22 protein-coding genes, 2 tRNA genes and 1 pseudogene are annotated in these 26,524 nt (G+C 72.8%); 14 read left to right on the top strand and 11 right to left on the bottom strand.

Annotation, left to right across the window (positions count from 1 at the left end; genetic code table 11):
* Positions 1-37: 37 nt before the first annotated feature.
* The 3 genes from BIV57_RS04775 (at position 38) to BIV57_RS04765 (ending at position 5,506) form a co-directional block, all read left to right on the top strand.
* Positions 38-3,058: a glycine--tRNA ligase gene (locus tag BIV57_RS04775; protein ID WP_217651690.1), complete on the top strand. Its 3,021-nt coding sequence runs from the start codon at positions 38-40 to the stop codon at positions 3,056-3,058.
* A gap of 148 nt (positions 3,059-3,206) precedes the next feature.
* Complete coding sequence (purB, locus tag BIV57_RS04770; protein ID WP_071655368.1) at positions 3,207-4,526, top strand: adenylosuccinate lyase; 1,320 nt, start codon at positions 3,207-3,209, stop codon at positions 4,524-4,526.
* Between the two features lie 59 nt (positions 4,527-4,585).
* The gene (locus BIV57_RS04765; protein ID WP_071655367.1) at positions 4,586-5,506 is read left to right on the top strand and encodes a phosphoribosylaminoimidazolesuccinocarboxamide synthase; all 921 of its coding nucleotides are present in this window, start codon (positions 4,586-4,588) and stop codon (positions 5,504-5,506) included.
* A gap of 91 nt (positions 5,507-5,597) precedes the next feature.
* Here BIV57_RS04765 and BIV57_RS04760 read toward each other — a convergent pair whose 3' ends face one another.
* The 7 genes from BIV57_RS04760 to BIV57_RS04730 form a co-directional block, all read right to left on the bottom strand.
* Positions 5,598-6,203, bottom strand: coding sequence for a response regulator transcription factor (locus BIV57_RS04760; RefSeq protein WP_071655366.1), 606 nt, complete (start codon positions 6,201-6,203; stop codon positions 5,598-5,600).
* Positions 6,200-7,552, bottom strand: coding sequence for a sensor histidine kinase (locus BIV57_RS04755; RefSeq protein WP_139275452.1), 1,353 nt, complete (start codon positions 7,550-7,552; stop codon positions 6,200-6,202). Before BIV57_RS04755 ends, BIV57_RS04760 begins: the two co-directional genes overlap by 4 nt.
* A gap of 35 nt (positions 7,553-7,587) precedes the next feature.
* Positions 7,588-8,403, bottom strand: a complete 816-nt coding sequence (locus BIV57_RS04750) for an ABC transporter permease (RefSeq protein WP_071655365.1) — start codon at positions 8,401-8,403, stop codon at positions 7,588-7,590.
* Complete coding sequence (locus tag BIV57_RS04745) at positions 8,400-9,371, bottom strand: ABC transporter ATP-binding protein (protein ID WP_071655364.1); 972 nt, start codon at positions 9,369-9,371, stop codon at positions 8,400-8,402. Before BIV57_RS04745 ends, BIV57_RS04750 begins: the two co-directional genes overlap by 4 nt.
* Positions 9,372-9,571: 200 nt before the next feature.
* A tRNA-Gly gene (locus BIV57_RS04740) sits at positions 9,572-9,647 on the bottom strand.
* 112 nt (positions 9,648-9,759) lie between these two features.
* Positions 9,760-9,831, bottom strand: a tRNA-Gly gene (locus BIV57_RS04735).
* A 142-nt stretch (positions 9,832-9,973) separates the two neighbouring features.
* Positions 9,974-10,291, bottom strand: a complete 318-nt coding sequence (locus tag BIV57_RS04730; RefSeq protein WP_071655363.1) for a histone-like nucleoid-structuring protein Lsr2 — start codon at positions 10,289-10,291, stop codon at positions 9,974-9,976.
* A gap of 613 nt (positions 10,292-10,904) precedes the next feature.
* On the opposite strand from BIV57_RS04730, the gene BIV57_RS04725 reads away from it, so the two are divergent.
* The 8 genes from BIV57_RS04725 to purL all read left to right on the top strand — a co-directional run bounded on the left by BIV57_RS04725 (position 10,905) and on the right by purL (position 19,978).
* Positions 10,905-11,867: an ABC transporter permease gene (locus BIV57_RS04725; protein ID WP_071655362.1), complete on the top strand. Its 963-nt coding sequence runs from the start codon at positions 10,905-10,907 to the stop codon at positions 11,865-11,867.
* Positions 11,868-11,880: 13 nt separating this feature from the next.
* Positions 11,881-12,870 (top strand): ABC transporter permease, encoded by a 990-nt coding sequence (locus BIV57_RS04720; RefSeq protein ID WP_071655361.1) that lies wholly within the window; start codon positions 11,881-11,883, stop codon positions 12,868-12,870.
* Positions 12,854-13,909 (top strand): ABC transporter ATP-binding protein, encoded by a 1,056-nt coding sequence (locus tag BIV57_RS04715; RefSeq protein ID WP_071655360.1) that lies wholly within the window; start codon positions 12,854-12,856, stop codon positions 13,907-13,909. Before BIV57_RS04720 ends, BIV57_RS04715 begins: the two co-directional genes overlap by 17 nt.
* Positions 13,909-15,024 (top strand): ABC transporter ATP-binding protein, encoded by a 1,116-nt coding sequence (locus BIV57_RS04710; RefSeq protein WP_071655359.1) that lies wholly within the window; start codon positions 13,909-13,911, stop codon positions 15,022-15,024. The genes BIV57_RS04715 and BIV57_RS04710 overlap by 1 nt, the downstream gene beginning before the upstream one ends.
* On the top strand, positions 15,021-16,703 hold the full coding sequence (locus tag BIV57_RS04705) for an ABC transporter substrate-binding protein (protein WP_079170004.1): 1,683 nt from the start codon (positions 15,021-15,023) through the stop codon (positions 16,701-16,703). The genes BIV57_RS04710 and BIV57_RS04705 overlap by 4 nt, the downstream gene beginning before the upstream one ends.
* Before the next feature lie 91 nt (positions 16,704-16,794).
* The gene (purS, locus tag BIV57_RS04700; protein ID WP_071655358.1) at positions 16,795-17,046 is read left to right on the top strand and encodes a phosphoribosylformylglycinamidine synthase subunit PurS; all 252 of its coding nucleotides are present in this window, start codon (positions 16,795-16,797) and stop codon (positions 17,044-17,046) included.
* Entirely contained in the window at positions 17,043-17,723 is a 681-nt protein-coding gene (gene purQ, locus BIV57_RS04695; RefSeq protein ID WP_071655357.1) for a phosphoribosylformylglycinamidine synthase subunit PurQ, read from the top strand. The genes purS and purQ overlap by 4 nt, the downstream gene beginning before the upstream one ends.
* A complete protein-coding gene (purL, locus tag BIV57_RS04690; RefSeq protein WP_071655356.1) occupies positions 17,720-19,978 on the top strand; it encodes a phosphoribosylformylglycinamidine synthase subunit PurL in 2,259 nt (752 codons plus the stop codon). Before purQ ends, purL begins: the two co-directional genes overlap by 4 nt.
* 75 nt (positions 19,979-20,053) lie before the next feature.
* Here the strand turns inward: purL and BIV57_RS04685 are convergent, their stop codons facing one another.
* Together BIV57_RS04685 and BIV57_RS04680 are read right to left on the bottom strand one after the other, a co-directional pair.
* On the bottom strand, positions 20,054-20,938 hold the full coding sequence (locus BIV57_RS04685; RefSeq protein ID WP_071655355.1) for an NlpC/P60 family protein: 885 nt from the start codon (positions 20,936-20,938) through the stop codon (positions 20,054-20,056).
* The gene (locus tag BIV57_RS04680; protein WP_071655354.1) at positions 20,935-21,198 is read right to left on the bottom strand and encodes a hypothetical protein; all 264 of its coding nucleotides are present in this window, start codon (positions 21,196-21,198) and stop codon (positions 20,935-20,937) included. The genes BIV57_RS04685 and BIV57_RS04680 overlap by 4 nt, the downstream gene beginning before the upstream one ends.
* A gap of 381 nt (positions 21,199-21,579) precedes the next feature.
* Here BIV57_RS04680 and BIV57_RS25815 point away from each other — a divergent pair.
* From BIV57_RS25815 to purM, 3 genes and pseudogenes are all read left to right on the top strand, one after another.
* Positions 21,580-21,876: pseudogene (locus BIV57_RS25815) on the top strand (sterol carrier family protein); the annotation flags it as partial.
* 60 nt (positions 21,877-21,936) lie between these two features.
* On the top strand, positions 21,937-23,436 hold the full coding sequence (gene purF / locus BIV57_RS04670; protein WP_071655353.1) for an amidophosphoribosyltransferase: 1,500 nt from the start codon (positions 21,937-21,939) through the stop codon (positions 23,434-23,436).
* Positions 23,433-24,518, top strand: a complete 1,086-nt coding sequence (purM, locus tag BIV57_RS04665) for a phosphoribosylformylglycinamidine cyclo-ligase (RefSeq protein ID WP_175548667.1) — start codon at positions 23,433-23,435, stop codon at positions 24,516-24,518. The genes purF and purM overlap by 4 nt, the downstream gene beginning before the upstream one ends.
* 217 nt (positions 24,519-24,735) lie before the next feature.
* On the opposite strand, the gene BIV57_RS04660 is transcribed toward purM, so the two are convergent.
* Both BIV57_RS04660 and BIV57_RS04655 read right to left on the bottom strand, forming a co-directional pair.
* Entirely contained in the window at positions 24,736-24,981 is a 246-nt protein-coding gene (locus BIV57_RS04660; RefSeq protein WP_071655351.1) for a DUF3073 domain-containing protein, read from the bottom strand.
* Between the two features lie 303 nt (positions 24,982-25,284).
* On the bottom strand, positions 25,285-26,394 hold the full coding sequence (locus BIV57_RS04655) for a Leu/Phe/Val dehydrogenase (protein WP_071655350.1): 1,110 nt from the start codon (positions 26,392-26,394) through the stop codon (positions 25,285-25,287).
* Positions 26,395-26,524 lie beyond the last annotated feature (130 nt).

Here is a 26,524-nt window from a genome sequence, read left to right as displayed (position 1 = left end):
GGAGTTCGCCGCGCCTGTTAGGGGAGGCTTCCCGACCATGTCCAGCACGTCCAACGAGCCACTGACGATGCAGGAGACCCTGCACGCCCTCACCGAGTACTGGACCGGTCGCGGCTGCATGACCGTCCAGCCGATGAACACCGAGGTCGGCGCCGGCACCCTCAACCCCGCCACCTTCCTGCGGGTGCAGGGGCCCGAGCCGTGGCGCACCGCCTACGTCGAGCCGTCCGTCCGCCCGGACGACTCCCGCTACGGGCAGAACCCCAACCGGCTGCAGACCCACACCCAGTTCCAGGTGATCCTCAAGCCGGACCCGGGCAACCCCCAGGAGCTGTACCTGGAGAGCCTGAAGCGGATCGGCATCGACATCGCCGCCCACGACATCCGCTTCGTCGAGGACAACTGGGCCAACCCCGCCACCGGCTCCTGGGGCCTGGGCTGGGAGGTCTGGCTGGACGGGCTGGAGATCACCCAGTTCACCTACTTCCAGCAGGCCGGCGGCATCACCCTGGACCCGGTCTCCGTCGAGATCACCTACGGCATCGAGCGGATCCTGATGGCGCTTCAGGGCGTCAGCAACTTCAAGGAGATCCGCTACGCGCCGGGCATCACCTACGGCGAGGTCTTCGGCCAGGCCGAGTACGAGATGTCGCGCTACTACCTGGACGAGGCGGACGTCGCCGCCAACCGGGAGCTGTTCGACACCTACGCCGCCGAGGCGCGCCGGCTGCTCGACGCCCGGCTGCCCGTCCCCGCCTACACCTACGTGCTGAAGTGCTCGCACACCTTCAACGTGCTCGACGCGCGCGGCGCCATCTCCACCACCGAGCGGGCCAAGGCCTTCTCCACCATGCGCAACCTCTCCCAGCAGGTCGCCGCCCTGTGGGGCGCGCGCCGCGAGGAGGAGGGCCACCCGCTCGGCCGTGTCCAGCCGCCGGCCTCCCCGGAGCTGCCCGCCGACGCGGTGGCAGCCGTGCCGCACCTCGCCGAGCCGGCCCCGCTCGCCTTCGAGGTCGGCGTCGAGGAGATGCCGCCGCACGAGGTGACGCAGGCCGCCGAGGCCGTCCGCGCCGCGCTCGCCGAGAAGCTGGGCGGCACCCGACTGGCGCACGGCGCGATCCGGGTCGTCGCCTCGCCGCGCCGCATCGTCGCCCTGGTGGACGAGATCGCCCCGCGCGAGGAGGACCACCAGCAGACCACCCGCGGCCCCAAGCTCGCCCAGGCCTTCGACGCCGAGGGGCGGCCCACCAAGGCCGCCGAGGGCTTCGCCCGCGGACAGGGCCTGGAGATCGGCCAGTTGACGCGCATCGCCGTCGGCGACACCGAGCACCTGGCCGCCGTCAAGCACATCGCCGGCCGCTCGGCCGCCGAGGTGCTCGCCGCCGTCCTGCCGGAGATCGTGCGCGAGCTGCGCTCCGACAAGAACATGCGGTGGAACGCGCCCGGCCTCTCCTTCACCCGCCCGATCCGCTGGATCCTGGCGCTGCTCGGCGAGCACGTGGTGCCCTTCACCGTCTCCTCGCTGGCCTCCGGGCGCACCACCCGGGTGCACCGCAACGCCGAGCAGCCCGAGCTGCAGGTCGCGCACGCCGAGGGCTATGTCAAGCTGCTCGCCTCGCACGGCATCCTCGCCGACGCGGACGCCCGGCGCCGCCTCGTCGTCTCCGGCGCGGACGCGCTGGCGGTCTGGGCCGACGGGCACGTCGACACCGCCGCCGAGTCCGCGCTGCTCGACGAGATCACCAACCTGGTGGAGCAGCCCACCCCGATCCTGGGCCGCTTCGAGGAGAAGTACCTCGACCTGCCCTCCCAGATCCTCACCACCGTGATGCGCAAGCACCAGCGCTACCTGCCGGTGCTGGACGCCTCCGACCGGCTGCTGCCCAACTTCGTCGCCGTCGCCAACGGCCGCTGCGACGAGGACCGGGTGCGGGCCGGCAACGAGGCGGTGCTGCGGGCCCGCTACGAGGACGCCGCGTTCTTCTGGAACGCCGACCTGAAGACCCCGCTGCTGGAGATGAAGGCCAAGCTCGGCCTCCTCACCTTCGAGCGGCGGCTCGGCTCGATGGCCGACCGCGCCGGGCGGATCGCCCACCTCGCCGACCGCCTGGCGGCCGCCGCCGGCCTCGGCGAGGCGGACCGGCGCACCGTGCAGCGCGCCGGCGAGCTGGCCAAGTTCGACCTCGGCTCGCAGATGGTCACCGAACTGTCCGGGCTCGCCGGGACGATGGCGCGGGAGTACGCGCTGCGCGCCGGGGAGACGGTGGAGGTCGCCGACGCGCTGATCGAGACCGAGCAGCCGCGCTCGGCCGGCGACGCGCTGCCGGCCTCGGCGGCCGGCGCGGTGCTGGCACTCGCCGACCGGTTCGACCTGCTCGCCGGGCTCTTCGCGATCGGCTCGGCGCCGACCGGCTCGTCCGACCCGTACGGGCTGCGGCGCGCCGCGCTCGGCGTCATCTCGATCCTGCGGGCCCGTCCCGAGCTGGCCCGGATCACCCTGGGCGGCGGGCTGGCCGCGGCGGCCGAGCTGCAGCCGGTGTCGGTGCCGCGCGAAGCGCTGGACGAGGCCCACCAGTTCGCCGTCCGGCGGCTGGAGCAGGCCCTGCTGGAGGACGGCTCGCACGGCGGCAACACGGTGGAAGCGGTGCGGGCGGTGCTGCCGCTGGCCGACGCCCCCGCCCGGGCGGAGGCGACGCTCACCGAGCTGGAGCGGCTCACCGGCGACGCCGAGTTCGCGCAGCTTGCCGCGGCGCTGCAGCGGGTGCGGCGCATCGTGCCGGCCGGGACGGAGCCGCTGTACGACACGGCGCTCTTCGAGGGGCCGGCTGAGCACGCGCTGCACAACGCCTTCGTCGAGCTGCGCTCCCGGCTGGGGGAGGACCGCGGGCTGGCCCGGTTCGCCGCCGAGGGCCGCTACCTGGTGGGGCCGGTGAACACCTTCTTCGACCAGGTGATGGTGATGGCGGAGAACCCCGCGGTGCGCGCCAACCGGCTCGGGCTGCTCGCCGCCATCGACGGCCTGGCCGCGCAGGTGCTGGCCTGGGCGGAGCTCTCCTAGCGGCTCCCGGCCGCCGCGGTGCCCGGCGCGCCGCCCCTCCTCCCGGACCCCGCGCCGCCTCGGGGGGTGCGGGCGGCGGGGCGGCTCCCGCGATAAGGGACAATCGACGGTGTCCGCCCCGGTAACCGCGCCAGCGAAAGGCACCGCAGTGATCGAGCGTTACACCCTTCCCGAGATGGGCCGGGTCTGGAGCGAAGCGAACAAGTACGAGATCTGGTGCCGCGTCGAGACGCTCGTCCTCGAGGCCCACGCCAAGGCCGGCAACGTCCCCGCCGACGCCGTCGAGCCCGTGCGCAACGCCGCCGCTCCCACCCCCGAGGCCGTCAAGAAGATCGAGGACGTCACCCAGCACGACGTCATCGCCTTCCTCAGCGCCTGGGCGGACAACACCACCCCGCGCGAGGCCGCCGCCTACGTGCACTTCGGCATGACCTCCTCGGACCTGCTCGACACCGCGCTCGCCGTGCAGCTCACCGAGGCCACCGACATCCTGCTCGCCAAGGCCGACAAGCTGGTCGCCGTCCTCCGCGACCACGCGCTCGCCCACCGCGGCACGCTGCGCGTCGGCCGCACTCACGGCATCCACGGCGAGCCCGACGTCTGGGGCCACCGCGTCGCCGACTTCGCCTACGGCGTCGCCCGCTCCCGCGACCGGCTGCGCCGCGCCCGCGAGGCCGTCGGCATGGCCGCCATCTCCGGCCCGGTCGGCACCTACTCCAACATCGACCCGGCCATCGAGGAGCACGTCGCCGCCGAGCTGGGCCTGACCGCCGCCCCCGTCTCCACCCAGGTGGTGCTGCGCGACGGCGTCTCCGAGTGGGTCTCGGCGCTCGGCATCATGGCCACCGTGCTGGAGGCCATCGCCCTGGAGGTGCGGCACGGGCAGCGCACCGAGGTGCGCGAGCTGTGGGAGCCGTTCAAGAAGGGCCAGAAGGGCTCCTCGGCGATGCCCCACAAGAAGAACCCGATCATCTCGGAGCGGCTGGCGGGCCTCGCCCGCATCGTGCGCGCCGAGATCGTCCCGGTGATGGAGGGCATCCCGCTCTGGCACGAGCGCGACATCTCGCACTCCTCCACGGAGCGGATCGCGCTGCCGGACGCGTCCATCGCCCTGGACTACATGCTCAACCTGACGATCCGTCTCATGGAGGGCCTGGTCGTCGACGCCGACCGGATGAAGGCCAACCTGGAGTCCACCGGCGGCCTCATCTACACCTCCACGGTGCTCTCCGAGCTGATCGAGTCGGGTGCCCGGACGGGCCTCTCCCGCGAGGACGCCTACGCCCTCGTGCAGCGCGCGGCCATGCGCACCTGGGAAACGGGTACCCCGTTCCGGGAGACGCTCCGGGAGGAGGCCGCGGCCGGCGGGCAGCAGCTCGACGAGCAGCGGCTGGACGAGGTGTGCCGGCCGGAGCGCTTCGTGGAGCGGCTGGACGGCATGTTCACGCGCCTGGGATCGCTTTCCTAGGTGCGGCCGATACTGGTGCTCAGGGCGCAGGACATCCTTCGAGGGGAGACGACAACACCGTGACCGGTTTCACCGTACGGCCGGAACCCGTGCAGGTGCCGGGGCTCGTCCATCTGCACACCGGAAAGGTCCGCGACCTCTACCGGGACAAGGACGGGCAGCTGGTGATGGTCGCCAGCGACCGCATTTCCGTCTACGACTGGGTGCTGCCCACCGGCATCCCGGACAAGGGGCGCATCCTCACCCGGCTTTCGCTGTGGTGGTTCGAGCAACTCGCCGACCTCGCACCCAACCATGTGATCTCGACGGAGGTCCCGGAGGGGGCGCCCGCCGACTGGGAGGGGCGCACGCTGATCTGCCGGCGCCTGGACATGGTGCCGGTGGAGGCGGTGGCCCGCGGCTACCTCACCGGCTCCGGGCTGACGGAGTACCAGGAGTCGCGGACCGTCTGCGGCCTGGCGCTCCCCGAGGGCCTGGAGGACGGCTCCGAGCTGCCGGCGCCGATATTCACCCCGGCGACCAAGGCGGACGTCGGCGACCACGACGAGAACGTCTCCTACGAGCACGTGGCCCGCAAGGTGGGCGCGGACACCGCCGCGGCGCTGCGGCAGTTGACGCTCTCGCTGTACGGGCGGGCGCGGGACATCGCGCGCGACCGGGGCATCATCCTCGCCGACACCAAGTTCGAGTTCGGCTTCGCGGCGGACGCGCCGGAGGAGGAGCTCTCCGCGGAGGGGCCGACGCTGGTCCTGGCGGACGAGGTGCTCACGCCGGACTCCTCGCGGTTCTGGCCGGCGGAGGAGTGGAAGCCGGGGCGGGCGCAGGCGTCCTTCGACAAGCAGTACCTCCGCGACTACCTGCGGTCGCGGTGGGACCCGAACGGCGAGCAGGCCCCGCCGGAGATGCCGGCCGACATCGTCGAGCGGACCCGCGCGAAGTACGTCGAGGCGTACGAGCGGCTCACCGGCAAGGATTTCTGAACGCCGCGGCACCCCGCCCGGACCGCGAGGCGGTCCGGGCGGGGTGCCGGGGCGGAGGGGCGGCAGACCCCGGCACCGCGGCGGCCGGACCTCACACCCAGCCGTGCCGCCGCGCCACCTGCACCGCCTCGTGCCGGTTGCGCGCCCCCAGCTTGCCCGCCGCCGCCGAGAGGTAGTTGCGCACCGTCCCCGGCGACAGCCCGGCCCGGCGGGCGATCTCCTCCGCCGACGCCCCGCCCGCGGCCAGCTCCAGCACATCCGCCTCACGCGGCGTCAGCGGCGAGTCGCCCGCGCTGATCGCCTCCGCCGCCAGCTCCGGGTCGACGTACCGCCCGCCCCCGTGCACCGTCCGCACCACCCGCGCCAGCACCTCCGCCGACACCGTCTTCGGCAGGAACCCCTGCACCCCCGCCGCCAGCGCCCGCTTCAGATACCCGGGGCGGCCGTGGCTGGTGAGGATCAGCGACCGGCACCCCGGCAGCAGCCCGCGCAGCTCCGCCGCCACTGCGATCCCGTCCGGGCCGGGCATCTGCAGGTCCAGCACCGCGACGTCCGGCCGGTGCGCGCGGGCCATCGCCAGCGCCTCGTCGCCGGACGCCGCCTCGGCCACCACCTCGATGCCGTCCTCCAGGGAGAGCAGCGCGGCCAGCGCCGTGCGGATCAGATGCTCGTCGTCGGCGAGCAGCACCCGGATCACGCCCGCACCTCCGCCGCGGCGGCCGTGGAGGCCGCGGCCTGCGCCGAACGCGCCTGCGCCGAAGGCACCTCCGGCGCCGTCGTCGGCACCGTCGCCACCAGCCGGAACAGCCCGCCCGGCGCGGGCCCGCCGTCCACCGTGCCGCCCATCGCCTCCAGCCGGTCGGCGAGCCCGCGCAGGCCCGAGCCGTCGCCGCAGCCGTCCGCGCCGTCCTCCCGGGCGGCGACCCCGTCGTTCTCCAGCTCCAGCCGCACCCGCGCCCCGGCGTGCGCCAGCCGGACCGTGCAGCGGCGGGCGCGGCTGTGCCGGATGACGTTGGTGGTGCCCTCGCGCACCACCCAGGCCAGCGCGTCCTGCACCCCGCGCGGCAGCGAACCGGAGGCGCCCTGCACCCGGCAGTCGACGCCGGCCGCGGTCAGCACCGAGCGCATCCCGGCCAGTTCGGCCTCCAGATCGGGGCGGCGGTAGCCGCGGGCCACCTCGCGGGCCTCGCGCAGCGAGCCGTCCGCCAGCTCCTGCACCTCGCGCATCTGGGCGACGGCCTTGGCGTGCGCCTCGGGGTCGCCCTGCTGCTCGGCGAGGCGGACGGCCAGTTGGGCCTTGAGGGACAGCACCGAGAGGTTGCGGCCCAGCACGTCGTGGAGATCGCGGCCGAAGCGCAGCCGCTCCTCGGCGACGGCCAGCCGCGCCTCGACGTCCCGGGCCCGGTCCAGCCGCCAGACGACGCGCAGCTGCCACATGCCGCAGTGCATCAGCGCGGCCATGAACGCGGAGACCACCACGAAGGCGATCGGCAGCGCCAGCAGCAGCGCCCGGCCGGCGCCCTGGGCGGCCAGCACGCCCATGCCCAGCGCCCCGGGGGCCAGGGACAGCAGCGCCACCCGGCGGGAGCGCCCCAGCATGCCGAGCGAGGCCCAGGCCGAGGCCGGGGTGATGGCCAGCAGGCCGACCGCCGAGCCGAGCGTGGTGCTGTGGTCCGCCGAGGCGGACGGGACGCCGTGCAGCACCAGGCCCTGACCGGCGATCAGCAGCACCGCCGTCGCCCCGGCGAGCAGCCACAGCCCGCGCGCCGCGGGCTGCGGCGCGTCCGTCCGCACCCGGTCCAGCGCCCTGCGGGTGATGAACATCGACGGCACGGCCTGGGCGGCGCCGAGGACCACCAGGAACCACAGCCAGCCGTCCGCGACGCCGAGCCCGTGCAGCGTGCGGACGGCCAGCAGCGGCATCAGCACGCCCATGAACGGGCTGGTGTAGTACATGCTCCAGCGCGTGTAGGCGTGGATCTGCTCGGTGTCGCTGCGCCTGCGCCAACCCCCGGCCATCCGCCGTCCGCGCTCCCTCATCCCCATACCGCCCATCCTGCCCGACCCGGTCGCCGCGCTGCTCAGCGCCGAGGCTCCCAGCGGAACCAGCGGGTCGCCGCGCACCAGCCCAGCACCAGCCAGACGGCCAGCACCAGCAGCGCCTTGGGCATCCCGCCGCCGCCCGTCCAGCCGATCCGCAGCAGCTCCAGCACCGGCGAGAGCGGCAGCAGCGCCGCGATCTCGGCCACCGGGTGCGGGAACTTGTCGAGCGGGACGGCGAGGCCGCCGCCGAGCATGGTCAGCAGGAAGAGCGGCAGCGTCGTCATCGCCGTCGCCTCGTAGGACTTGGAGAGCCCGCTGGTGGATGCCGCCAGCAGCAGGCACAGAGCCGCGCCGCCGACGAGGCCGGCCAGCAGCGCCGCCGGGGCGGGCGGCGCGGCGACCTTCAGCATCGGGATGCCGGCCGCCAGCAGCACCAGCAGCTGGAGCCCGGCGAGCAGGGCGTTGGCGGAGACGGTGCCGGCGAGGACCTCGCGGTCCGTCAGCTCGCCGGTGCGCATCCGCTTCAGGACCAGCTGCTCGCGGCGGGTGGTCAGGGTGCCGACCGGGCCGGTGTAGAGGGAGAAGAGCAGCACCCAGCCCATCCCGGAGACCATCACCAGCCCGCCCGCGCCCTGCGCGGCCTTGTAGAAGGCGAGCACCATCACGCCCGGCATCAGCGCGCCGAGGGCGAGCGCCGAGCGGTTGCGCAGCGTCAGGCGGACCTCGGCGCGCGCCACGGAGGCGATCCGCCGCCACGCGGAGCCGCCCCGGCGCTCGGTGCCGGGGTTCGTGCCGGGGCCGGTGCCGGGGCTCGTGCCGGAGTTCCTGCCCGTCCCGGCCAATGTCCCGCTCATGCCGCCTCCTTGACCGTCTTCGCCTTGACCGTGTTCGCCCCGGACGCCCCGTCGGCCGCCACCGCCAGGAACGCCTCCTCCAGGGAGCCGGACCGCGCGTCCAGCCCGTGCAGCTCCAGCCCGCGCCCGTCGGCCCAGGCCAGCACCTCGCCGAGGGTGGACTGCAGCCGCGGTGTGGTGATCGTCACCCGGCGGCCGTCGGCGCCGGCGACGGCGACCCGGACGTCCTCGCCCGAGGGGCGGGGCGGCTCGACGCCGTCCGGGAGCTCGAAGGAGACCCGGGCCGGCAGCCCGGCCGCCACCTCCGCCGGGGTGCCGGTGGCCACGATCGCGCCGCGGTGCAGGATGGCCAGCCGGTCCGCCAACTCCTCGGCCTCCTCCAGGTAGTGCGTGGTGAGCACCACCGTGGCGCCGCCGGCCAGCAGGCCGCGCACCAGGTCCCAGGCGCCGCGCCGGCTCTCCGGGTCGAGGCCGGTGGTCGGCTCGTCGAGGAAGAGCAGCTCGGGGCGGCCCAGCAGGGCCAGCGCCAGGTCGAGGCGGCGCCGCTCGCCGCCGGAGAGCTGCTGGATCGCCACGTCCCGCCGGTCGGCGAGGCCCACCAGCTCCAGGGCCTCCCAGGCGGGGCGCGGCCTGGAGAGCGTGCCCTGCCACATCTCGGCCGCCTCGCGGGGCGTCAACAGGCCGGGCAGCCCGCCGTCCTGGAGGACGACCCCGGTGCGGGGGCGGACCGCGGCCCGCTCCCGGTACGGGTCGTGCCCGAGGACGCGGACGGAGCCGGAGCTGGGCGCGGCGAGGCCCTCCAGCAGCTCCAGGGCCGAGGTCTTGCCGGCGCCGTTGGTGCCCAGCAGGGCGAAGAGCTCGCCCCGGGCGACCCGGAAGGAGACGCCGCGCAGCGCCTCGAAGGCGGTGGCGCCGCGTCCGTAGCGGCGGGTCAGGCCGAGGGCGGCGACTGCGTCAGTGCTACTCATGGGACCAGCCTCGCGGCGGATCCGGGCCGGCGGCAGTGCGGCCGCTCACCGGGCACCGATGACGTGTGTCATGGGTGCGGCGGCGCGTGGACGTGTGCGGCTCCCGGACCGGCGTGCTCGTGGACCGGCGTGCTCGTGGACCGACCGGTGCGGGGAAGCGTCGAGGGCCCCGATTCCTGGTGGAATCGGGGCCCTCGATGTGGAGCGGACGACGGGACTCGAACCCGCGACCCTCACCTTGGCAAGGTGATGCTCTACCAACTGAGCCACGTCCGCATGGTGTTTAGTTGTTCGCGCTGCTGCCTGCCGGCGGCGGCGACGGGACCTACTCTACCCGATGTTCCGGGCGGTCCGCGCCAGCCCCGCCGCGAGGCCGGGCCGTGCGTCGAGCGGGTGACAGGAATCGCACCATGTGCCTCTGCCTTGGAAAGGCAGTGTTCTGCTACTGAACTACACCCGCATCGTCCGGCCCGTTCGGCGCTTGCGCCCCTCGCGGTCCGGCGTGCGTCATGAACTTTAGCGGAACGACGGCCGCCTCGCGCAACCCGCGGGGGGTAGATGCTGATACGTCCTCAAAGTCCGTTTCCGGTGGGAGGGACCGCTCAGTCGGTGCCGGCGAAGGCGTCGTAGACGCGCTGCGGGATCCGGCCGCGCGGCGGCACCTCGATGCCCTGCGCGCGGGCCCAGGCCCGGAGCGTCCCGGGGTCGGGGCGGACGGCGGTGCGGGTGAAGCTGCGGCCCGAGCGGCTCTGCCGCCGGCCCGCGTTGATGTACGGGGCGAGCGCCGTGCGCAGTTCGTCGGCATGGCCGGAGGAGAGGTCGATCTCGTAGCTCCGGCCGTCGACCGAGAACTGCACCGTCTCGGCCGCCTGGCCGCCGTCGAGATCATCGATCAGGGTGATCGCCACGCGCTGTGCCATGAGTGTCCGTCCCGACGTCAAATTATTGTGTCGCCGCTATTGCTGGTAAGGCTCGATGCATCATCGACGGCGGGGCGGCACCCGGTCAATGGCTTATCCCGCCGCTTACGGTATTTCGAGGAACCCTCCGGCGGGGGGAATTCCGGCATTTCGCCTTGCGGTGTCGCAGGTCGGCGCGGGGCGCCCGGCGGGTCGCCGCGGAGGTGCCCGTCTCAGTCGTCCGTCCGCATGCTGGACGTGCAGTGGACGCACCCCAGGCTGTTCGAATAGGTTCCGCCAGCGGCCCCTACGAACATGGGCTCGCAATCCGCGCGCGAGGAGTGGGGTGGACATGGGGTACGGCGAATGCGGTGTCCGGCTCGTCGCGCGACGACATGTCGACTTCTGTCGGGTCTGCAGCGCCTCGTGTCGGCGCCCGCACGCGGTCCGGCCCCGCGCCGTCCACGCATGAACAACTGACGACCCGTCAGCTTTACGGATTGCGCCGCCATGTCGAAACGACCGCACATTTTTCGTTGTCGTTTCATCTTCTCCACGCCCTCTTCTCGGCCGGGCGCAACCTCGCTACCGTACGGGGCGCGCGCACTGGTCCCCCGCAGAGAATCGGTCCCCTATGCCCGAATCCGCCACCGTGCCTGAACCGGCCAAGGTCCCGCCCGGAGCCGAGGAGGCGCCGGCGCCCCTCTCGCCCTGGCGCCGCGCCCTGCGCCAACTCGTCCACGACCGGGCCGCGTTGGTCTCCACCGCCCTCATCGCCCTGCTGGTGATCATGGCGGTGGCCGCGCCGCTGCTGGTGAAGCTGGAGGGGCAGGACCCGTACACGTACCACATCGGGCTGCTCAACCAGGCCAACGGCTCGGGCCCCAAGGGGATATTGGGCGGCATGAGCGGCGCCCACTGGTTCGGCGTGGAGCCGCTGACGGGCCGAGACATGTTCGCCCTCGTGGTCTACGGCGCCCAGACCTCGCTGCTGGTGGGGCTCGCCTCCACCGCCGTCTCGATCATCATCGGGGCGGTGGTCGGCACCGCGGCGGCCTTCTTCGGCGGCTGGCTGGACGCGGTCATCGGCCGCACCGCCGATGTGTTCCTCGCCTTCCCCGGGATGATCTTCATGATCGCGCTCGGCATCGTTGTCCCCCAGGCGTTCCCCCGATGGCTGCTGCTCGTCATCGTCATCGGGTTCTTCGGCTGGCCGGGCTTCGCCCGGATCATCCGCGGCCAGGCGCTCTCGCTGGTCCGGCGGGAGTTCGTGGACGCCGCCCGCACCCTCGGGGCCGGCCCCGGGCACATCATCTTCCGTGAGCTGATGCCCAACCTGATGGCGCCGATCATCGTCTTCTCGGCGATCTCCATTCCGCAGCGGATCGGCACCGAGGCCGCGCTCTCCTTCCTCGGCGTCGGCGTGCCGGCGCCCACCCCCGACTGGGGGCGCACCATCAGCGACGCCACCGACTGGGTGCAGACCGACCTGATGTACCTGCTCTTCCCCGGCGGCGCCCTGTTCCTCGCGGTGCTGGCGTTCACCGTCCTCGGCGACTCGCTCCGCGACGCCCTCGACCCGCGCACCCGGCGCTGAAAGGCGGACCGCCATGCTCCGCTACATCGCCCGCCGCCTGATCGGGATGGCCGTCGTCCTGCTCATCACCGGCGCCGTCACCTACGTGATCTTCTACTGGATGCCGTCCGACCCGGCCCGGCTCTCCTGCGGCAAGCCCTGCACCCCCGAGACGCTCCACCAGGTCCGCGCCTACATGGGGCTCAACCAGCCCATCTGGGAGCAGTACTGGCACTTCCTGGAGGGCCTCGTCGGCGGCCGCTCCTTCGGCATCGGCCAGGCCGCGGCCCAGTGCCCGGCGCCCTGCCTCGGCTACTCCTTCCACCAGTCGATGCCCGTCCGCACCATGATCGGGACGGCCTTCCCGGTCACCGTCTCCATCACCGTGGGCGCCGCCGCGCTGTGGCTGGTCTTCGGCGTCGCCACCGGCATGATCTCCGCGGTCAAGCGCGGCACCTGGTGGGACCGCGGCGCCACGCTGCTCTCCCTCACCGGCGTGGCCACCCCCACCTACCTGGTCGGGCTGCTCGGCATCCTGCTGCTGGGCTTCCAGTGGCGCCTGGTGCCCGTCAACGGCTACGCCAACTTCACCGACGGGATCGGCCCCTGGGCGAGCCATCTGATCCTGCCCTGGGCCGTGCTGGCCTTCGTCAACGCCGCCGTCTACGCCCGGCTGACGCGCAGCCAGCTGCTGGAGGTCTTCGGCGAGGACTACATCACCACCGCCCGCGCCAAGGGCCTGCCCGAACGCATCGTGATCGGCAAGCACTCGCTCCGCGCCGCGCTCACCCCCATCGCCACCATGTTCGGGATGGACATCGGGCTGCTGCTGGGCGGCGCCATCATCACTGAGAAGGTCTTCTCCATGCAGGGCCTGGGCTATCTGCTGCTGCAGGGCGTCGGCCAGCTCGACCTGCCGGTCGTCGTCGGCGTGACGCTCTTCTCGGCCTTCTTCGTGGTCGCCGCCAACCTCCTGGTCGACATTCTCTACGGATACCTGGACCCCCGTGTCTCTCTCGCCTGAACTCAGCCTCCGCAAGGACGACCCGGAGCCCTTCCTCCAGGTCACCGATCTGGCCGTGGACTTCGCCACCGCCGACGGCAGCGTGCGCGCCGTCGACGGCCTCAACTTCACGCTGGAGCGCGGCCGCACCCTCGGCCTGGTCGGCGAGTCCGGCTCCGGGAAGTCCGTCACCAGCCTCGCCGTGATGGGCCTGCTCCGGCCCGACTCGACGACCGCCGGCAACGCCCGCACCAGCGGCGAGATCCGCCTCAACGGCGAGGAACTGCTCTCCGCCCCGGCCCGCCGGATCCGCGAGCTCCGCGGCCGCACCATGTCGATGATCTTCCAGGACCCGCTGAGCGCCCTGCACCCCTACTACTCGGTGGGCGCGCAGATCGCCGAGGCGTACCGGGTGCACCACAAGGGCTCCCGCAAGGCCGCCAAGGAGCGCGCCGCCGAACTGCTCGGCCGGGTCGGCATCCCCCGGCCGCGGGAGCGCGCCGACGACTTCCCGCACCAGTTCTCCGGCGGCATGCGGCAGCGCGTCATGATCGCGATGGCGCTCGTCAACGACCCCGAGCTGCTCATCGCCGACGAGCCCACCACCGCCCTGGACGTCACCGTCCAGGCGCAGATCCTGGAGCTGATCGCCGATGTCCAGCAGGAGTTCGGCTCCGCCGCCATCCTGATCACCCACGATCTGGGCGTCGTCGCCGGCACCGTCGACGACGTGGTGATCATGTACGCCGGCCGCACCATGGAGACCGCGCCCGTCGACCGGCTCTTCGCCGCGCCCCAGCACCCGTACACCTGGGGCCTGCTGGGCTCCACCCCCCGGCTGGACGGCGACCGCCGCAAGCGGCTCGCGCCCATCCCCGGCAGCCCGCCCAACCTGCTGGAGCCCGCCGCCGGCTGCCCGTTCGCGCCGCGCTGCGTCTTCACCGACCGCGTCGAGGGCGACGCCTGCGCCACCGACCGGCCCGCCGCGCTGCCCGCCTGCCACCTCGCCCCGGACGACCGGGACGCACTCCGACCGTCGAGCCGGAAGGCGGCCTCCTGATGACCGGAATCACCACCGCCGAGGCGAGCGCGGAGGCGACCGCCGCCGAGGGCGAGCCGCTGCTCCGCCTGGAGGGCCTCACCAAGGTCTTCGCCACCCGCGGCGGACTGCTGGCGCCCCGCCGGCCCGCCGTGCACGCCGTCAACGGCGTCGACCTCACCCTGGGCCGCGGCGAGACGCTCGGCCTGGTGGGGGAGTCCGGCTGCGGCAAGTCGACCCTGGGCCGGCTCATCGCCCGCCTGGAGGACCCCACCTCCGGCCGCATCCTCTTCGAGGGCCGCGACCTCGCCTCGCTGCGCGGACGCGAGCTGCGCACGGTCCGCCGCGACATCCAGGTGATCTTCCAGGACCCGTACTCCTCGCTCAACCCCCGCCAGACCGTGGGCCGCATCGTCGGCACCGGGCTGCAGCTCGCCGGGAAGCTGACCGACCGCCAGATCCGCGACGAGGTCATGCACCTGCTGGAGGTCGTCGGCCTCCGCCCCGACCACTACAACCGCTACCCCAGCGAGTTCTCCGGCGGGCAGCGGCAGCGCATCGGCATCGCCCGCGCCCTCGCGCTGCGCCCCAAGCTGATCGTCTGCGACGAGCCGGTCTCCGCCCTGGACGTCTCCATCCAGGCCCAGGTCGTCAACCTGCTGATGGACCTCCAGCAGGAGTTCGGCCTCTCCTACCTGTTCATCGCGCACGACCTGTCCGTCGTCCGGCAGCTGTGCGACCGCGTCGCCGTGATGTACCTCGGCTCCATCGTGGAGACGGGCGCCGGCGACGAGCTCTACACCGCGCCCCGCCACCCCTACACCCGGGCGCTGCTCTCCGCCGTGCCGCTGCCCGACCCGCCGGCCGAGCGGGCCCGCGAGCGCATCACCCTCGTCGGCGACGTCCCCAGCCCGACCGACATCCCGTCCGGCTGCCCCTTCCACACCCGCTGCTGGAAGGCCGACGACCGGTGCCGCACCGAGCGCCCGGTGCTGGAGGGCACCGCCCGCCACCTCGCGGCCTGCCACCACCCCGAATCCCCGGCCGACAGCGCCCCCTCGGTGCCGCGTCAGGCCGACAGCTCCACCGCATCCCCCGCCGAATCCCCCGCCGACACGGAAGGCACGCACTCATGACCAGTGAGCCGATACAGCTCAACCGGAGACGCTTCGTCGCGCTCGGCGCCGCAGCCCTCGCCGCTCCCGCCCTCGCCGCGTGCGGCTCCGGCGGCAGCGGGAGCGCCAAGGCGCAGAAGGGCGGGACGCTCTACATCCTGCTCAACAGCCCCGAGCTGGACGACCCGGCGACCTCCCAGAGCCTGGGCATCAGCATCATCCACCTGCTGCACCGCTCCCTCACCACCTGGGACACCAGCGGCGGCGGCCAGCCCAAGGTCATCCCCGACCTGGCCACCGACACCGGGACGCCCTCCGACGGCGGCAAGACCTGGACCTACAAGCTCAAGCCAGGCCTGAAGTTCTCCAACGGCCAGGTGATCAAGGCCGCGGATGTGAAGTACGCGCTGGAGCGCTCCTTCGACCCCGCGCTCTCCCAGGGCCTCGGCTACCACAAGACCCTGCTGGCGGGCGGCGACAAGTACAAGGGCCCCTACCAGGGCAAGCAGCTGGACTCCATCGAGGTGCAGGGCGACGACACCCTCGTCTTCCACCTCAACCGGCCCTACGGCGACTGGCCCTGGATCGCCTCCATGCCGGCCTTCGCGCCCGTCCCCAAGGCGTCCGACCCCAACCCCCACACCTACGTCAACCACCAGGTCACCTCCGGGCCCTATGTGCTGACGCAGTACCAGAAGAACAAGCAGGGCGTCCTGATCCGGAACAAGCACTGGGACAAGAAGACCGCCGCCCCGGGCACCGGCAAGGCCGACAAGATCGTCATCAGCCTCAACCTCAACCCGGACGTGATCAACCAGCGGCTGATCTCCGACTCCGGCAACGACCAGTACGCCTACACCAACGGCGCCTCGGTCTCCGCGGCCCTGCTGCCCAAGGTGAACGGCAACCCGACCGCGAAGTCGCGGATGGTGGTCTCGCCCAGCGGCGCCCTCGCCTACCTGGTGATGAACAACCGCAAGAAGCCGCTCGACCAGCTCAAGGTCCGCCAGGCGATCAACTACGCCATCGACAAGCAGGCGTACCAGGTGGCCTCCGGCGGCAGCGTCATCGGCGGCAACATCGCCACCACGCTGATCGAGCCCGGCCTCAACGGCTACCAGAAGTACGACCCCTGGAACGCCCCCGTCAACGGCGACGTCGCCAAGGCCAAGGCGCTGCTGAAGTCGGCCGGCGTCAGCGGCCTCAAGCTCACCCTGATCGCCGACAGCTCCGGCAGCGGCGTCGAGGCCAAGACCCAGGCCATCCAGGAGTCGCTGCGCCGGGTCGGCATCACCGTGACGATCAAGATGATGGACGAGAACTCGTACTACGACACCATCACCAACGGCAAGGGCGACTACGACCTGCACATCAGCAGCTGGCTCGCCGACTTCCCGAGCGCCCTCGGCGCCATCCAGCCGCTCTTCGCCAGCGACCAGATCGGCAACGGCAACTTCAACACCGCGCTCTACAGCAACCCCGCGGTGGACAAGCTGATCAACGCCGCGATGGGCGAGACCGACGCCGCCAAGGCCGCCGCCGCCTGGACCGCGATCGACAAGCGCATCCAGCAGGACGCCCCCGTCGTCCCGCTGATCTACTCGAAGAACGCCTACATGCACGGCTCCAAGGTGGCCGGGTTCACCATCGGCCAGTTCCCGCCCTACCCCAACACGCTGACGGTGGGCACCGCCGGATAACGCTCCGGCCACCCGGTGAGGGGCGTGCTCCGGTACGTCCCTCACCGGCCGTTATCCTGGCCTTCCACCCGTTGCACCAATCTCACCGGGAGTGCCAGTGGCACGCGTCGTCGTCGACGTCATGCTCAAGCCGGAGATCCTCGACCCCCAGGGGCAGGCAGTGCAGCGCGCGCTGCCGCGCCTCGGCTTCGAGGGCATCACCGACGTCCGCCAGGGCAAGCGCTTCGAACTCGAACTGGACGGACCCGCCGACGAGGCGGCCCTCGCCCGCATCCGCGAGGCCGCCGAGACCTTCCTCGCCAACACCGTCATCGAGGACTTCACCGTGCGAGTGGAGTCATGACCGCGCGGGTAGGCGTGGTCACCTTCCCCGGATCGCTCGACGACGGCGACGCCCGCCGCGCCGTGCGCCTCGCCGGCGGCGAGCCCGTCGCCCTCTGGCACCGCGACACCGACCTGCACCAGGTCGACGCGGTGGTGCTGCCCGGCGGCTTCTCCTACGGCGACTACCTGCGCTGCGGCGCCATCGCCCGGTTCTCCCCGATCATGGAGAACATCATCGCGGGCGCCCGCGAGGGCATGCCCGTCCTCGGCATCTGCAACGGGTTCCAGATCCTCTGCGAGTCCCATCTGCTGCCCGGCGCGCTGACCCGCAACGACCATCTGCACTTCGTCTGCCGGGACCAGAAGCTCCGCATCGAGAACGCCGGCACCGCCTGGACCTCCGACTACGAGGCCGGCCAGGAGATCACCGTCCCGCTGAAGAACGGCGAGGGCGGCTACGTCGCCGACGAGCGCACCCTGGACGAGCTGGAGGCCGAGGGGCGGGTCGTCGCCCGGTACCTGGAGCTGAACCCCAACGGCTCGCGCCGCGACATCGCCGGCATCAGCAACGCCGCCGGCAACGTCGTCGGCCTGATGCCCCACCCGGAGCACGCCGTCGAGCCGCTCACCGGCCCGACCACCGAAGGCCTCGGCTTCTTCACCTCGATCCTGAAGCGACTGGTGACCGCACGATGAGCACCCCTGCCAAGCCCCCGCTCGACACCGTGGCGCACGCCACCGGCACCCCCGAGCAGCCGCAGCCCTGGGCGGAACTCGGCCTCAAGGAGGACGAGTACACCCGCATCCGCGAGATCCTCGGCCGCCGCCCCACCGGCGCCGAGCTCGCCATGTACTCGGTGATGTGGTCCGAGCACTGCTCCTACAAGAGCAGCAAGGTCCATCTGAAGCAGTTCGGCGAGAAGGCCCCGCACAGCGACGCCATGCTCGTCGGCATCGGCGAGAACGCCGGCGTCGTCGACATCGGCGAGGGCTGGGCCGTCACCTTCAAGGTGGAGTCCCACAACCACCCCTCGTACGTGGAGCCCTACCAGGGCGCCGCCACCGGCGTCGGCGGCATCGTCCGCGACATCCTCGCCATGGGCGCCCGCCCCGTCGCCGTGATGGACTCGCTGCGCTTCGGCGCCGCCGACCACCCCGACACCAAGCGGGTGCTGCCCGGCGTCGTCGCCGGCATCGGCGGCTACGGCAACTGCCTGGGCCTGCCCAACATCGGCGGCGAGACCGTCTTCGACCCCTGCTACCAGGGCAACCCGCTGGTCAACGCCCTCTGCATCGGCGTGATGCGGCACGAGGACATCCACCTCGCCAAGGCGGCCGGCTCCGGCAACAAGGTCATCCTCTACGGCGCCCGCACCGGCGGCGACGGCATCGGCGGCGCCTCCATCCTGGCCTCCGAGACCTTCGACGACGCCAAGCCGTCGAAGCGCCCCTCCGTCCAGGTCGGCGACCCGTTCCAGGAGAAGCTCCTCATCGAGTGCACCCTGGAGATCTTCCGGGAGAACCTCGTCACCGGCATCCAGGACTTCGGCGCCGCCGGACTCTCCTGCGCCACCTCCGAGTTGGCCTCCAACGGCTCCGGCGGCATGCGCGTCGACCTCGACGACGTGCCGCTGCGCGACTCCACGCTCACTCCCGAGGAGATCCTCATGAGCGAGTCGCAGGAGCGGATGTGCGCCGTCGTCGAGCCCGACAAGGTGGACCGCTTCCTCGCCATCTGCGAGAAGTGGGACGTCATCGCCACTGTCATCGGCGAGGTCACCGACGGCGACCGGCTGGAGATCTACTACCACGGCGAGCAGATCGTGGACGTGCCGCCGCGCAGCGTCGCCCACGACGGCCCCACCCTCAACCGGCCGCTGGCCCGGCCCGGTTGGCAGGACGAGCTGCAGGCCGACACCCCGGACCGGCTGGAGCGCCCCGCCTCCGCGGAGCTGACCCGCCTCACCCTGCTCCAGCTCGTCGGCTCGCCGGACCAGGGCGACAAGTCCTGGATCACCGACCAGTACGACCGCTACGTCCTCGGCAATACCGTACTGGCCTCCCCCGAGGACTCCGGCATGATCCGGATCGACGAGGCCAGCGGCCTGGGCGTCGCCCTCTCGCTGGACGGCAACGGCCGCTACGCCAAGCTCGACCCGTATACCGGCGCCCAGTTGGCGCTCGCCGAGTCGTACCGGAACGTCGCCGCCACCGGCGCCAAGCCGCTGGCCGTCACCGACTGCCTCAACTTCGGCTCCCCCGAGGACCCCGCGGTGATGTGGCAGTTCTCCGAGGCCTGCCGCGGCCTCGCCGACGCCTGCCAGGTGCTGGGCACCCCGGTCACCGGCGGCAACGTCTCGCTCTACAACCAGACCGGCGACACCGCGATCAACCCCACCCCGGTGGTGGGCGTCCTCGGCGTCATCGACGACGTGGAGCGGCGCACCCCGGTGGCCTTCCGCACCGAGGGCAGCCTGGTCTACCTGCTCGGCGACACCCGCGACGAGTTCGGCGGCTCGGCCTGGGCGCAGCTCGCCCACGGCCACCTCGGCGGCCTCCCCCCGCAGGTGGACCTGGAGCGGGAGAGGCTCCTCGCCGAGGTGCTGATCGCCGGCTCCCGGGACGGGATGATCGACTCCGCCCACGACCTCTCCGCCGGCGGCCTGGCGCAGGCCCTGGTGGAGAGCTGCCTGGGCGGCGGGATCGGCGCCCGGGTGGTCGTGCCCGACACGATCGCGGCGTTCACCTTCCTGTTCAGCGAGTCGGCGGGACGTGCCATCGTCTCGGTGCCGCGCAGCGAGGAGGTGCGGTTCACCGACATGTGCCGGGCCCGCAGCCTGCCCGCGGCGCGCATCGGCGTGGTGGACGGCGACGCCCTCGACATCCAGGGCCAGTTCGCCGTCTCCCTGGAGGAGCTCCGCGAGGCCTCCGCCTCCGCTGTGAAGTTCTGAAGCAGCAAGACCTGGTGGTCGGAAGGATCGGAAGGGTCGTGAGCCGGGCCCGCGCTCGACGGCGTGGGCCCGGCCTCAACGCCCCAGCGCGTTGAGCCGGTACGGCTCGAACGCGCCGTGGCCCGGGAAGTACGGATAGGGCACCACCCGGTGCTTGGTGCCTCCCGGGCTCTGCTCGTACGCCAGATACGAGGTGTGCGACTCGTCCGTCCACCGCTCGAACAGCACCACATGGCCGTGCCGGCCCGGCGCCTTGTTGAGCAGGACGTCGCCCGGCCGGAGCTGGGCCTTGAGGACGCGGTGCGCCACCTCCGGCAGCGTCACCGTCGTCATCGAGGTGTGCAGCTGCCAGGCCATCGAGACGAAGCCGGAGCAGTCGGCCCGCCAGCCGCCGTGGTAGCCGTACATCGTGTACGGCACCCGCTGCGCCGCCCAGCGGGCCGCCCGCTCCAGGATCGCCGCCCGCCGCCCGCTTGCACCGGCCTCCGGGGCGGAGCCCCCATCGCCGTGCGCCGCCCCGCCATGCACACGACCGGCGTGCGCCAGATGCGCCCGGTGTTGCGCATGGGCCAGATGCGCCGCATGCGCGTCCGCCGGCAGCCAGCCGTGCCCCCACGGCTTGCCGTAGTTGGAGCCGGACGCGGCCGCGCGGGCCGCCTCCGCCGCATGCCGCTCCGCCCTGCGGTACGCCTCCTCCGCCCCGGCCAGCTCCTCCGCGCTGCGCCGCACCCGGCGCGCACAGCTCGGCAGCCCCGCGTCTCCGTCCACAGCCCTGTGGACAAGCCGGCCGACCCGCGCCGCCTCCTCCGGGCACGCGGCGAGCCCGGCCCGGAACGCCGGATGCTCCAGCAGCTCCCGCGCCGCCCGGGCTGCCTCGGCCAGCGCCTCCGCCTCCGAGCTGCACACCCGCCGCAGCCGGCGCAGCTCGCCCGGCGGCAGCCGCAGCTCCCCGCCCGTCACGACGCCGCCACCTTGCGGGCCACCGCCGCCGCGAGGTCGTTCATCGCCGAGGAGGCCCCGCGCAGATGGCGCGCCGCCTCCTCGATCCCGGTGCACTCCACCGTCAGCCGGGTGCGGAAGGACTGCGCCGCGGGCCCCGCCCAGGGTGTCACCCGCACCTCGTGCAGCAGCGTGCCGCCGCGGGCCCCGACGCTGCCGGCCAACTGGCCGAGCCGCCCGGCGAGTTCGCCCAGTGCGGCCGGATCCGAAGTGGTGAACATGAAGAAAGCCCCCTCTGAGGATGTCGACAACGACGCATCACCATCGGGAGCATGGACCGGGCGCTACGGCGCCCGACCGGCAAAAAGTGCAAAGAGCATCACGCACGCATATCTGGAACAGTGGCTCTGCGGCCACACTATGAGCCTTCGTCAGCCGAACACCAGAGCCTCTCGCCGCCATCACCCGAAAGAGTGCCCATGCCGCCCCGCGCCCGGCGCCCCCGCCGCTACGACCCCGCCAAGGTGCACGCCGCCCTCGCCGCCGCCACCGGCCGCGACCCCGGGCTGGAGGCCGCCGAGGAGAACCTCCCCGCCCTCCTGGAGCAGCTCCTCGCCGCCGTCCTCGCCGCCCTGGACGGCCCCGAGCCGGCCAAGCCGCCGCGCGAGGCCCTCGCCACCGCCACCCGGCTGCTCGCCGACGCCCTCGCCGACCGCGCCCCCGGCGGCTCCGTCGAACTGCGCGTCCCGCCGTTCGCCGTCGTCCAGGCCGTCGAGGGGCCCCGGCACACCCGCGGCACCCCGCCCAACGTCGTGGAGACCGATCCGCTCACCTGGCTCCGCCTCGCCAGCGGCCGGCTCTCCTGGCAGCAGGCCCTCGACGAGAGCCTCCTCACCGCCTCCGGAGAGCGCAGCGACCTCTCCGACCTGCTGCCTCTCCGTCCGCCCCCGGCCGGTTGAGCGGCATCTCACTCCGGCCCCGCGCGCCCCCGGGCGCCGCCCCCATGTACTGTTTCTTCTGTGCGTGGTGACGGACGACTCAGCCACGATCTCCTTCCGGGTGAAAAAGGCCCCCAGGACGCCTGCGGTGTCTTCGGCGTCTGGGCCCCCGGCGAAGAGGTCGCCAAACTAACCTATTTCGGGCTCTACGCCCTTCAGCACCGAGGCCAGGAATCCGCGGGAATCGCGGTGAGCAACGGCTCCCAGATCCTCGTCTTCAAGGACATGGGCCTGGTCTCCCAGGTCTTCGACGAGTCCTCCCTGGGCTCGCTCAACGGGCACCTGGCGGTCGGCCACGCCCGGTACTCCACCACCGGCGCCTCGGTGTGGGAGAACGCGCAGCCGACCTTCCGGGCCACGGCCACCGGCTCGCTGGCGCTGGCCCACAACGGCAACCTGGTGAACACCCGGGAGCTGTCCGAGGCCGTCGCCAAGGCGGAGGCCGACCGGCCCAGCTCGCCGCAGCAGTCGGCCCCGGCGCCGGCCACCACCAACGACACCGACCTCGTCACGGCCCTGCTCGCCGCCGACCCGGACCGCACCCTGGAGCAGTCCGCGCTCGCCGTGCTGCCGGGCGTCAAAGGCGCCTTCTGCCTGGTCTTCATGGACGAGGACACCCTCTACGCCGCCCGCGACCCGCAGGGCCTGCACCCGCTGGTGCTGGGCCGCCTCGACCGCGGCTGGGTGGTCGCCTCCGAGACCGCCGCCCTCGACATCGTCGGCGCCTCCTTCGTCCGCGACATCGAGCCCGGCGAGCTCATCGCCATCGACGCGGACGGCCTGCGCAGCAGCCGGTTCGCCGAACCGCGCCGCAAGGGCTGCGCCTTCGAGCACATCTACCTGGCCCGCCCCGACTCCGACATCGACGGCCGCAACGTCTACCTCTCCCGCGTGGAGATGGGCCGCCGCCTCGCCCAGGAGTCGCCCGCCGAGGCCGACCTGGTGATACCGACCCCGGAGTCCGGCACCCCGGCGGCGATCGGCTACGCCGAGGCCAGCGGCATCCCCTACGGCGCCGGCCTGGTGAAGAACGCCTACGTCGGGCGCACCTTCATCCAGCCCAGCCAGACGATCCGGCAGCTCGGCATCCGCCTGAAGCTCAACCCGCTCAAGGAGGTCATCCGCGGCAAGCGGCTGGTGGTGGTGGACGACTCGATCGTCCGCGGCAACACCCAGCGCGCCCTGGTGCGGATGCTCCGCGAGGCCGGCGCGGCCGAGATCCACATCCGGATCTCCAGCCCGCCCATCAAGTGGCCCTGCTTCTTCGGCATCGACTTCGCCAGCCGCGCCGAGCTGATCGCCAACGGCCTCTCGGTCGACGAGATCGGCACCTCGCTGGGCGCCGACTCGCTCGCCTACATCTCCCTCGAAGGGATGACGGAGGCGACCACCGTCCCGGGCGAGAACCTCTGCCGGGCCTGCTTCGACGGCACGTACCCGATGGAGCTCCCCGACCCGGAGCTGCTCGGCAAGCACGTCCTCGAGGACCCGAGCCCCGCCTCGGCACTGTCCCGCCCCTGAGCGTCACCCCAAGGAGCACCCCCGTGACCACCTACGCCGCCGCCGGCGTCGACATCGAGGCCGGCGACCGCGCGGTCGAGCTGATGAAGGCCCATGTGGCCCGCGCCACCCGCCCCGAGGTGCTGGGCGGCCTGGGCGGGTTCGCCGGGCTCTTCGACGCCTCCAAGCTCGCCGGCTACACCCGTCCGCTGCTCGCCGCCTCCACCGACGGCGTCGGCACCAAGGTCGCCCTCGCCCAGGCGATGGACCGGCACGACACCATCGGCCGCGACCTGGTCGGCATGGTCGTCGACGACCTCGCGGTGTGCGGCGCCGAGCCGCTGTTCATGACGGACTACATCTGCGTCGGCAAGACCGTGCCGGAGCGGATCGCCGCGATCGTCAAGGGCATCGCGGACGGCTGCGTGGACGCCGGCTGCGCGCTGGTGGGCGGCGAGACGGCCGAGCACCCGGGCCTGCTGGGCCCGGAGGAGTACGACGTGGCCGGCGCCGCCACCGGCGTCGTCGAGGCCGACCGGCTGCTCGGCCCGGAGCGGGTCGCGGCCGGCGACGCGGTGATCGCGATGGCCTCCTCCGGACTGCACTCCAACGGCTACTCGCTGGTCCGCCACGTCCTGCTGGAGAAGGCCGGCTGGAAGCTGGACCGCGAGGTGCCGGAGTTCGGCCGCACGCTCGGCGAGGAACTGCTGGAGCCGACCCGCATCTACGCGCTGGACTGCCTGGCGCTGGCCCGCACCGCGGAGATCCACACCTTCGCCCATGTCACGGGCGGCGGCCTGGCGGCCAACCTGGCGCGGGTGGTCCCCGATCACCTGACGGCCCGCCTGGACCGCGGCACCTGGACGCCGCACCCGGTCTTCGGCGTCGTCGGGGGCGCGGGGAAGGTCGCCCGCGAGGAGCTGGAGAAGACGCTCAACATGGGTGTCGGCATGGTCGCGGTCGTCCCGCGGGAGTCGGTCGACGTGGTGCTCAGCGCGCTGGACGACCGCGATGTCGAGGCGTGGGTGCTGGGCGACGTGGTCGAGCGGGAGGACGCGCGGACGCCGGGCGCGGTGCTCTCCGGGGATCACCCGGCCGGGTGAGGGGGCGGATCGCGCAGCAGCGGGTGGCGACGGCGCCCGGCCGCCCGGTCGCCGTCGCTCACCCGCGCCCGCGCGGCGGAGCCGCACCGTTGTGCCGGCGCCCCGCGCCCCTGACGGGGCGTGAACCGGAAGCGGGCAGCAGAAGATCCGGGGTCGGCGTGGACCCCGGATCTACCGGACGATCGTGGGTGCGACGGCCCCCGGACCCGACGGCGCCTCAGGCGTCCTCGTCGTCGTCAGGTCCGGTGTTGTATTTCTCGGCGTAATCCGCGTAGGGATCGTCGTCCCGATCGGTATCGGTGTCGTTTACGTCGCCGTGCCCGTTGCCGCTCACCGGCGGCTCGTGGTTCGTCGACGGAACGCCCAGCTCGTCGGCCAGACGTGTCGGGTCGAAACCGCCGCTGTTGTACTTCAGCTGGCGGGCGACCTTCGTCTGCTTGGCCTTGGCCCGGCCGCGCCCCATGGCTCGACCCCCTCAACGACGGGACCTGACGGCCCCGGATCTGTCACGCGATCATGATGGAGAACGGCCCCGCGGATGTGTGGGACCGCTCGTAGGCTCCAACGGTACCTGCTTCGGCGGCCGGACGGTACGTCGCCCGTGCGACGTGCCGCCCCGAACAATCCGTCGAACCCAGGATCACCGCTGGTCAGCAGTCATCTTAGCGTCTTTCTGACGGGATTGGTCCGGAGGAATCCCGCGCGGCGTCCGCGGATGCCGCGCGGGGCGTCCCGCATCGCCTCCGATGACCCCTATATCCGGATCTCAGGGCCGGCTCGCGGACCCGCCGAGGTAGAAGCCGCGCAGGCGGCCGATCTCGGCCATCCGGTGCTCGGCGAGCCGGTCGGCGGCCACCGCCGGGGGGATGCCCTCGGCCTCGGCCGAGCGGAAGATCTGCAGCGAGGTGTCGAAGATCTTGGCGGCCTTGGCGCGGGCCCGCTCGAAGACGAAGCCCTCGATCTCGTCGGCCACCTGGATGACGCCGCCGGCGTTCACCAGGTAGTCGGGGGCGTAGAGGATGCCGCGGTCCGCGAGGTCCTTCTCGACGCCGGGGTGGGCGAGTTGGTTGTTCGCCGCACCGCACACCACGGAGGCGGTCAGCCTCGGCACGGTGGCGTCGTCAAGGGCACCGCCCAGCGCGCAGGGGGCGTAGACGTCGAGGTCCGCGGCGATCAGCGCGTCGGTGTCGGCGACCGCGGAGACGCCCGGGCGGGCGTCCGCGTGGCGGTCCAGGACGACCCGCACGGCGGCGTCCGAGACATCGGTCACGACCACCTCGGCGCCGTCCTCCACCAGATGGGCGACGAGGTGCCGGCCGACCTTGCCGACGCCGGCCACGCCGACCCGGCGGCCGGCGAGGGTGGGCTCGCCCCAGCGGGCCTCGGCGCAGGCGCGCATGCCCTGGAAGACGCCGAAGGCGGTGAGGACGGAGGAGTCGCCGGCGCCGCCGTGCTCGGGGGAGCGGCCGGTGACGAACCGGCACTCGCGGGCGATCACGTCCATGTCGGCGACGTAGGTGCCGACATCGCAGGCGGTGATGTAGCGGCCGCCGAGGGAGGCGACGAAGCGCCCGTAGGAGCGCAGCAGGGCCTCGCCCTTCAGCTCGGCGGGGTCGCCGATGATGACGGCCTTGCCGCCGCCGTGGTCGAGCCCGGCGAGGGCGTTCTTGTACGACATCCCCTTGGAGAGGTTGAGGACGTCGGTGACGGCGTCCTGCTCGTTCGCGTAGGGGTAGAAGCGGGTGCCGCCGAGGGCGGGGCCCAGCGCGGTGGAGTGGACGGCGATGACGGCGCGCAGTCCGCTGGCCGGGTCGTTGCAGAAGACGACCTGTTCGTGGCCGTCGGCGCGGGCGAAGACGGTGTCGTTCTCGGTCACGGTAGTGACTCCTGAAGGGCTCTGCTGGGGCCGCCTGTTGGCGGCGTGTTGGGGCTCACCCTAGTGAGGTCGGGGGCCCTGCGGTGCGAGGTTGGAGCGGCCCCGCCGGGCGGCGCTCCCGGGGCGTCGG

It is taken from the genome of Mangrovactinospora gilvigrisea (assembly GCF_001879105.1).
GTDB classification, from domain to species: Bacteria; Actinomycetota; Actinomycetes; order Streptomycetales; family Streptomycetaceae; genus Mangrovactinospora; species Mangrovactinospora gilvigrisea.
Note: the sequence above shows the minus strand (reverse complement) of the source record. Positions and strands in the feature narration are given on the sequence as shown.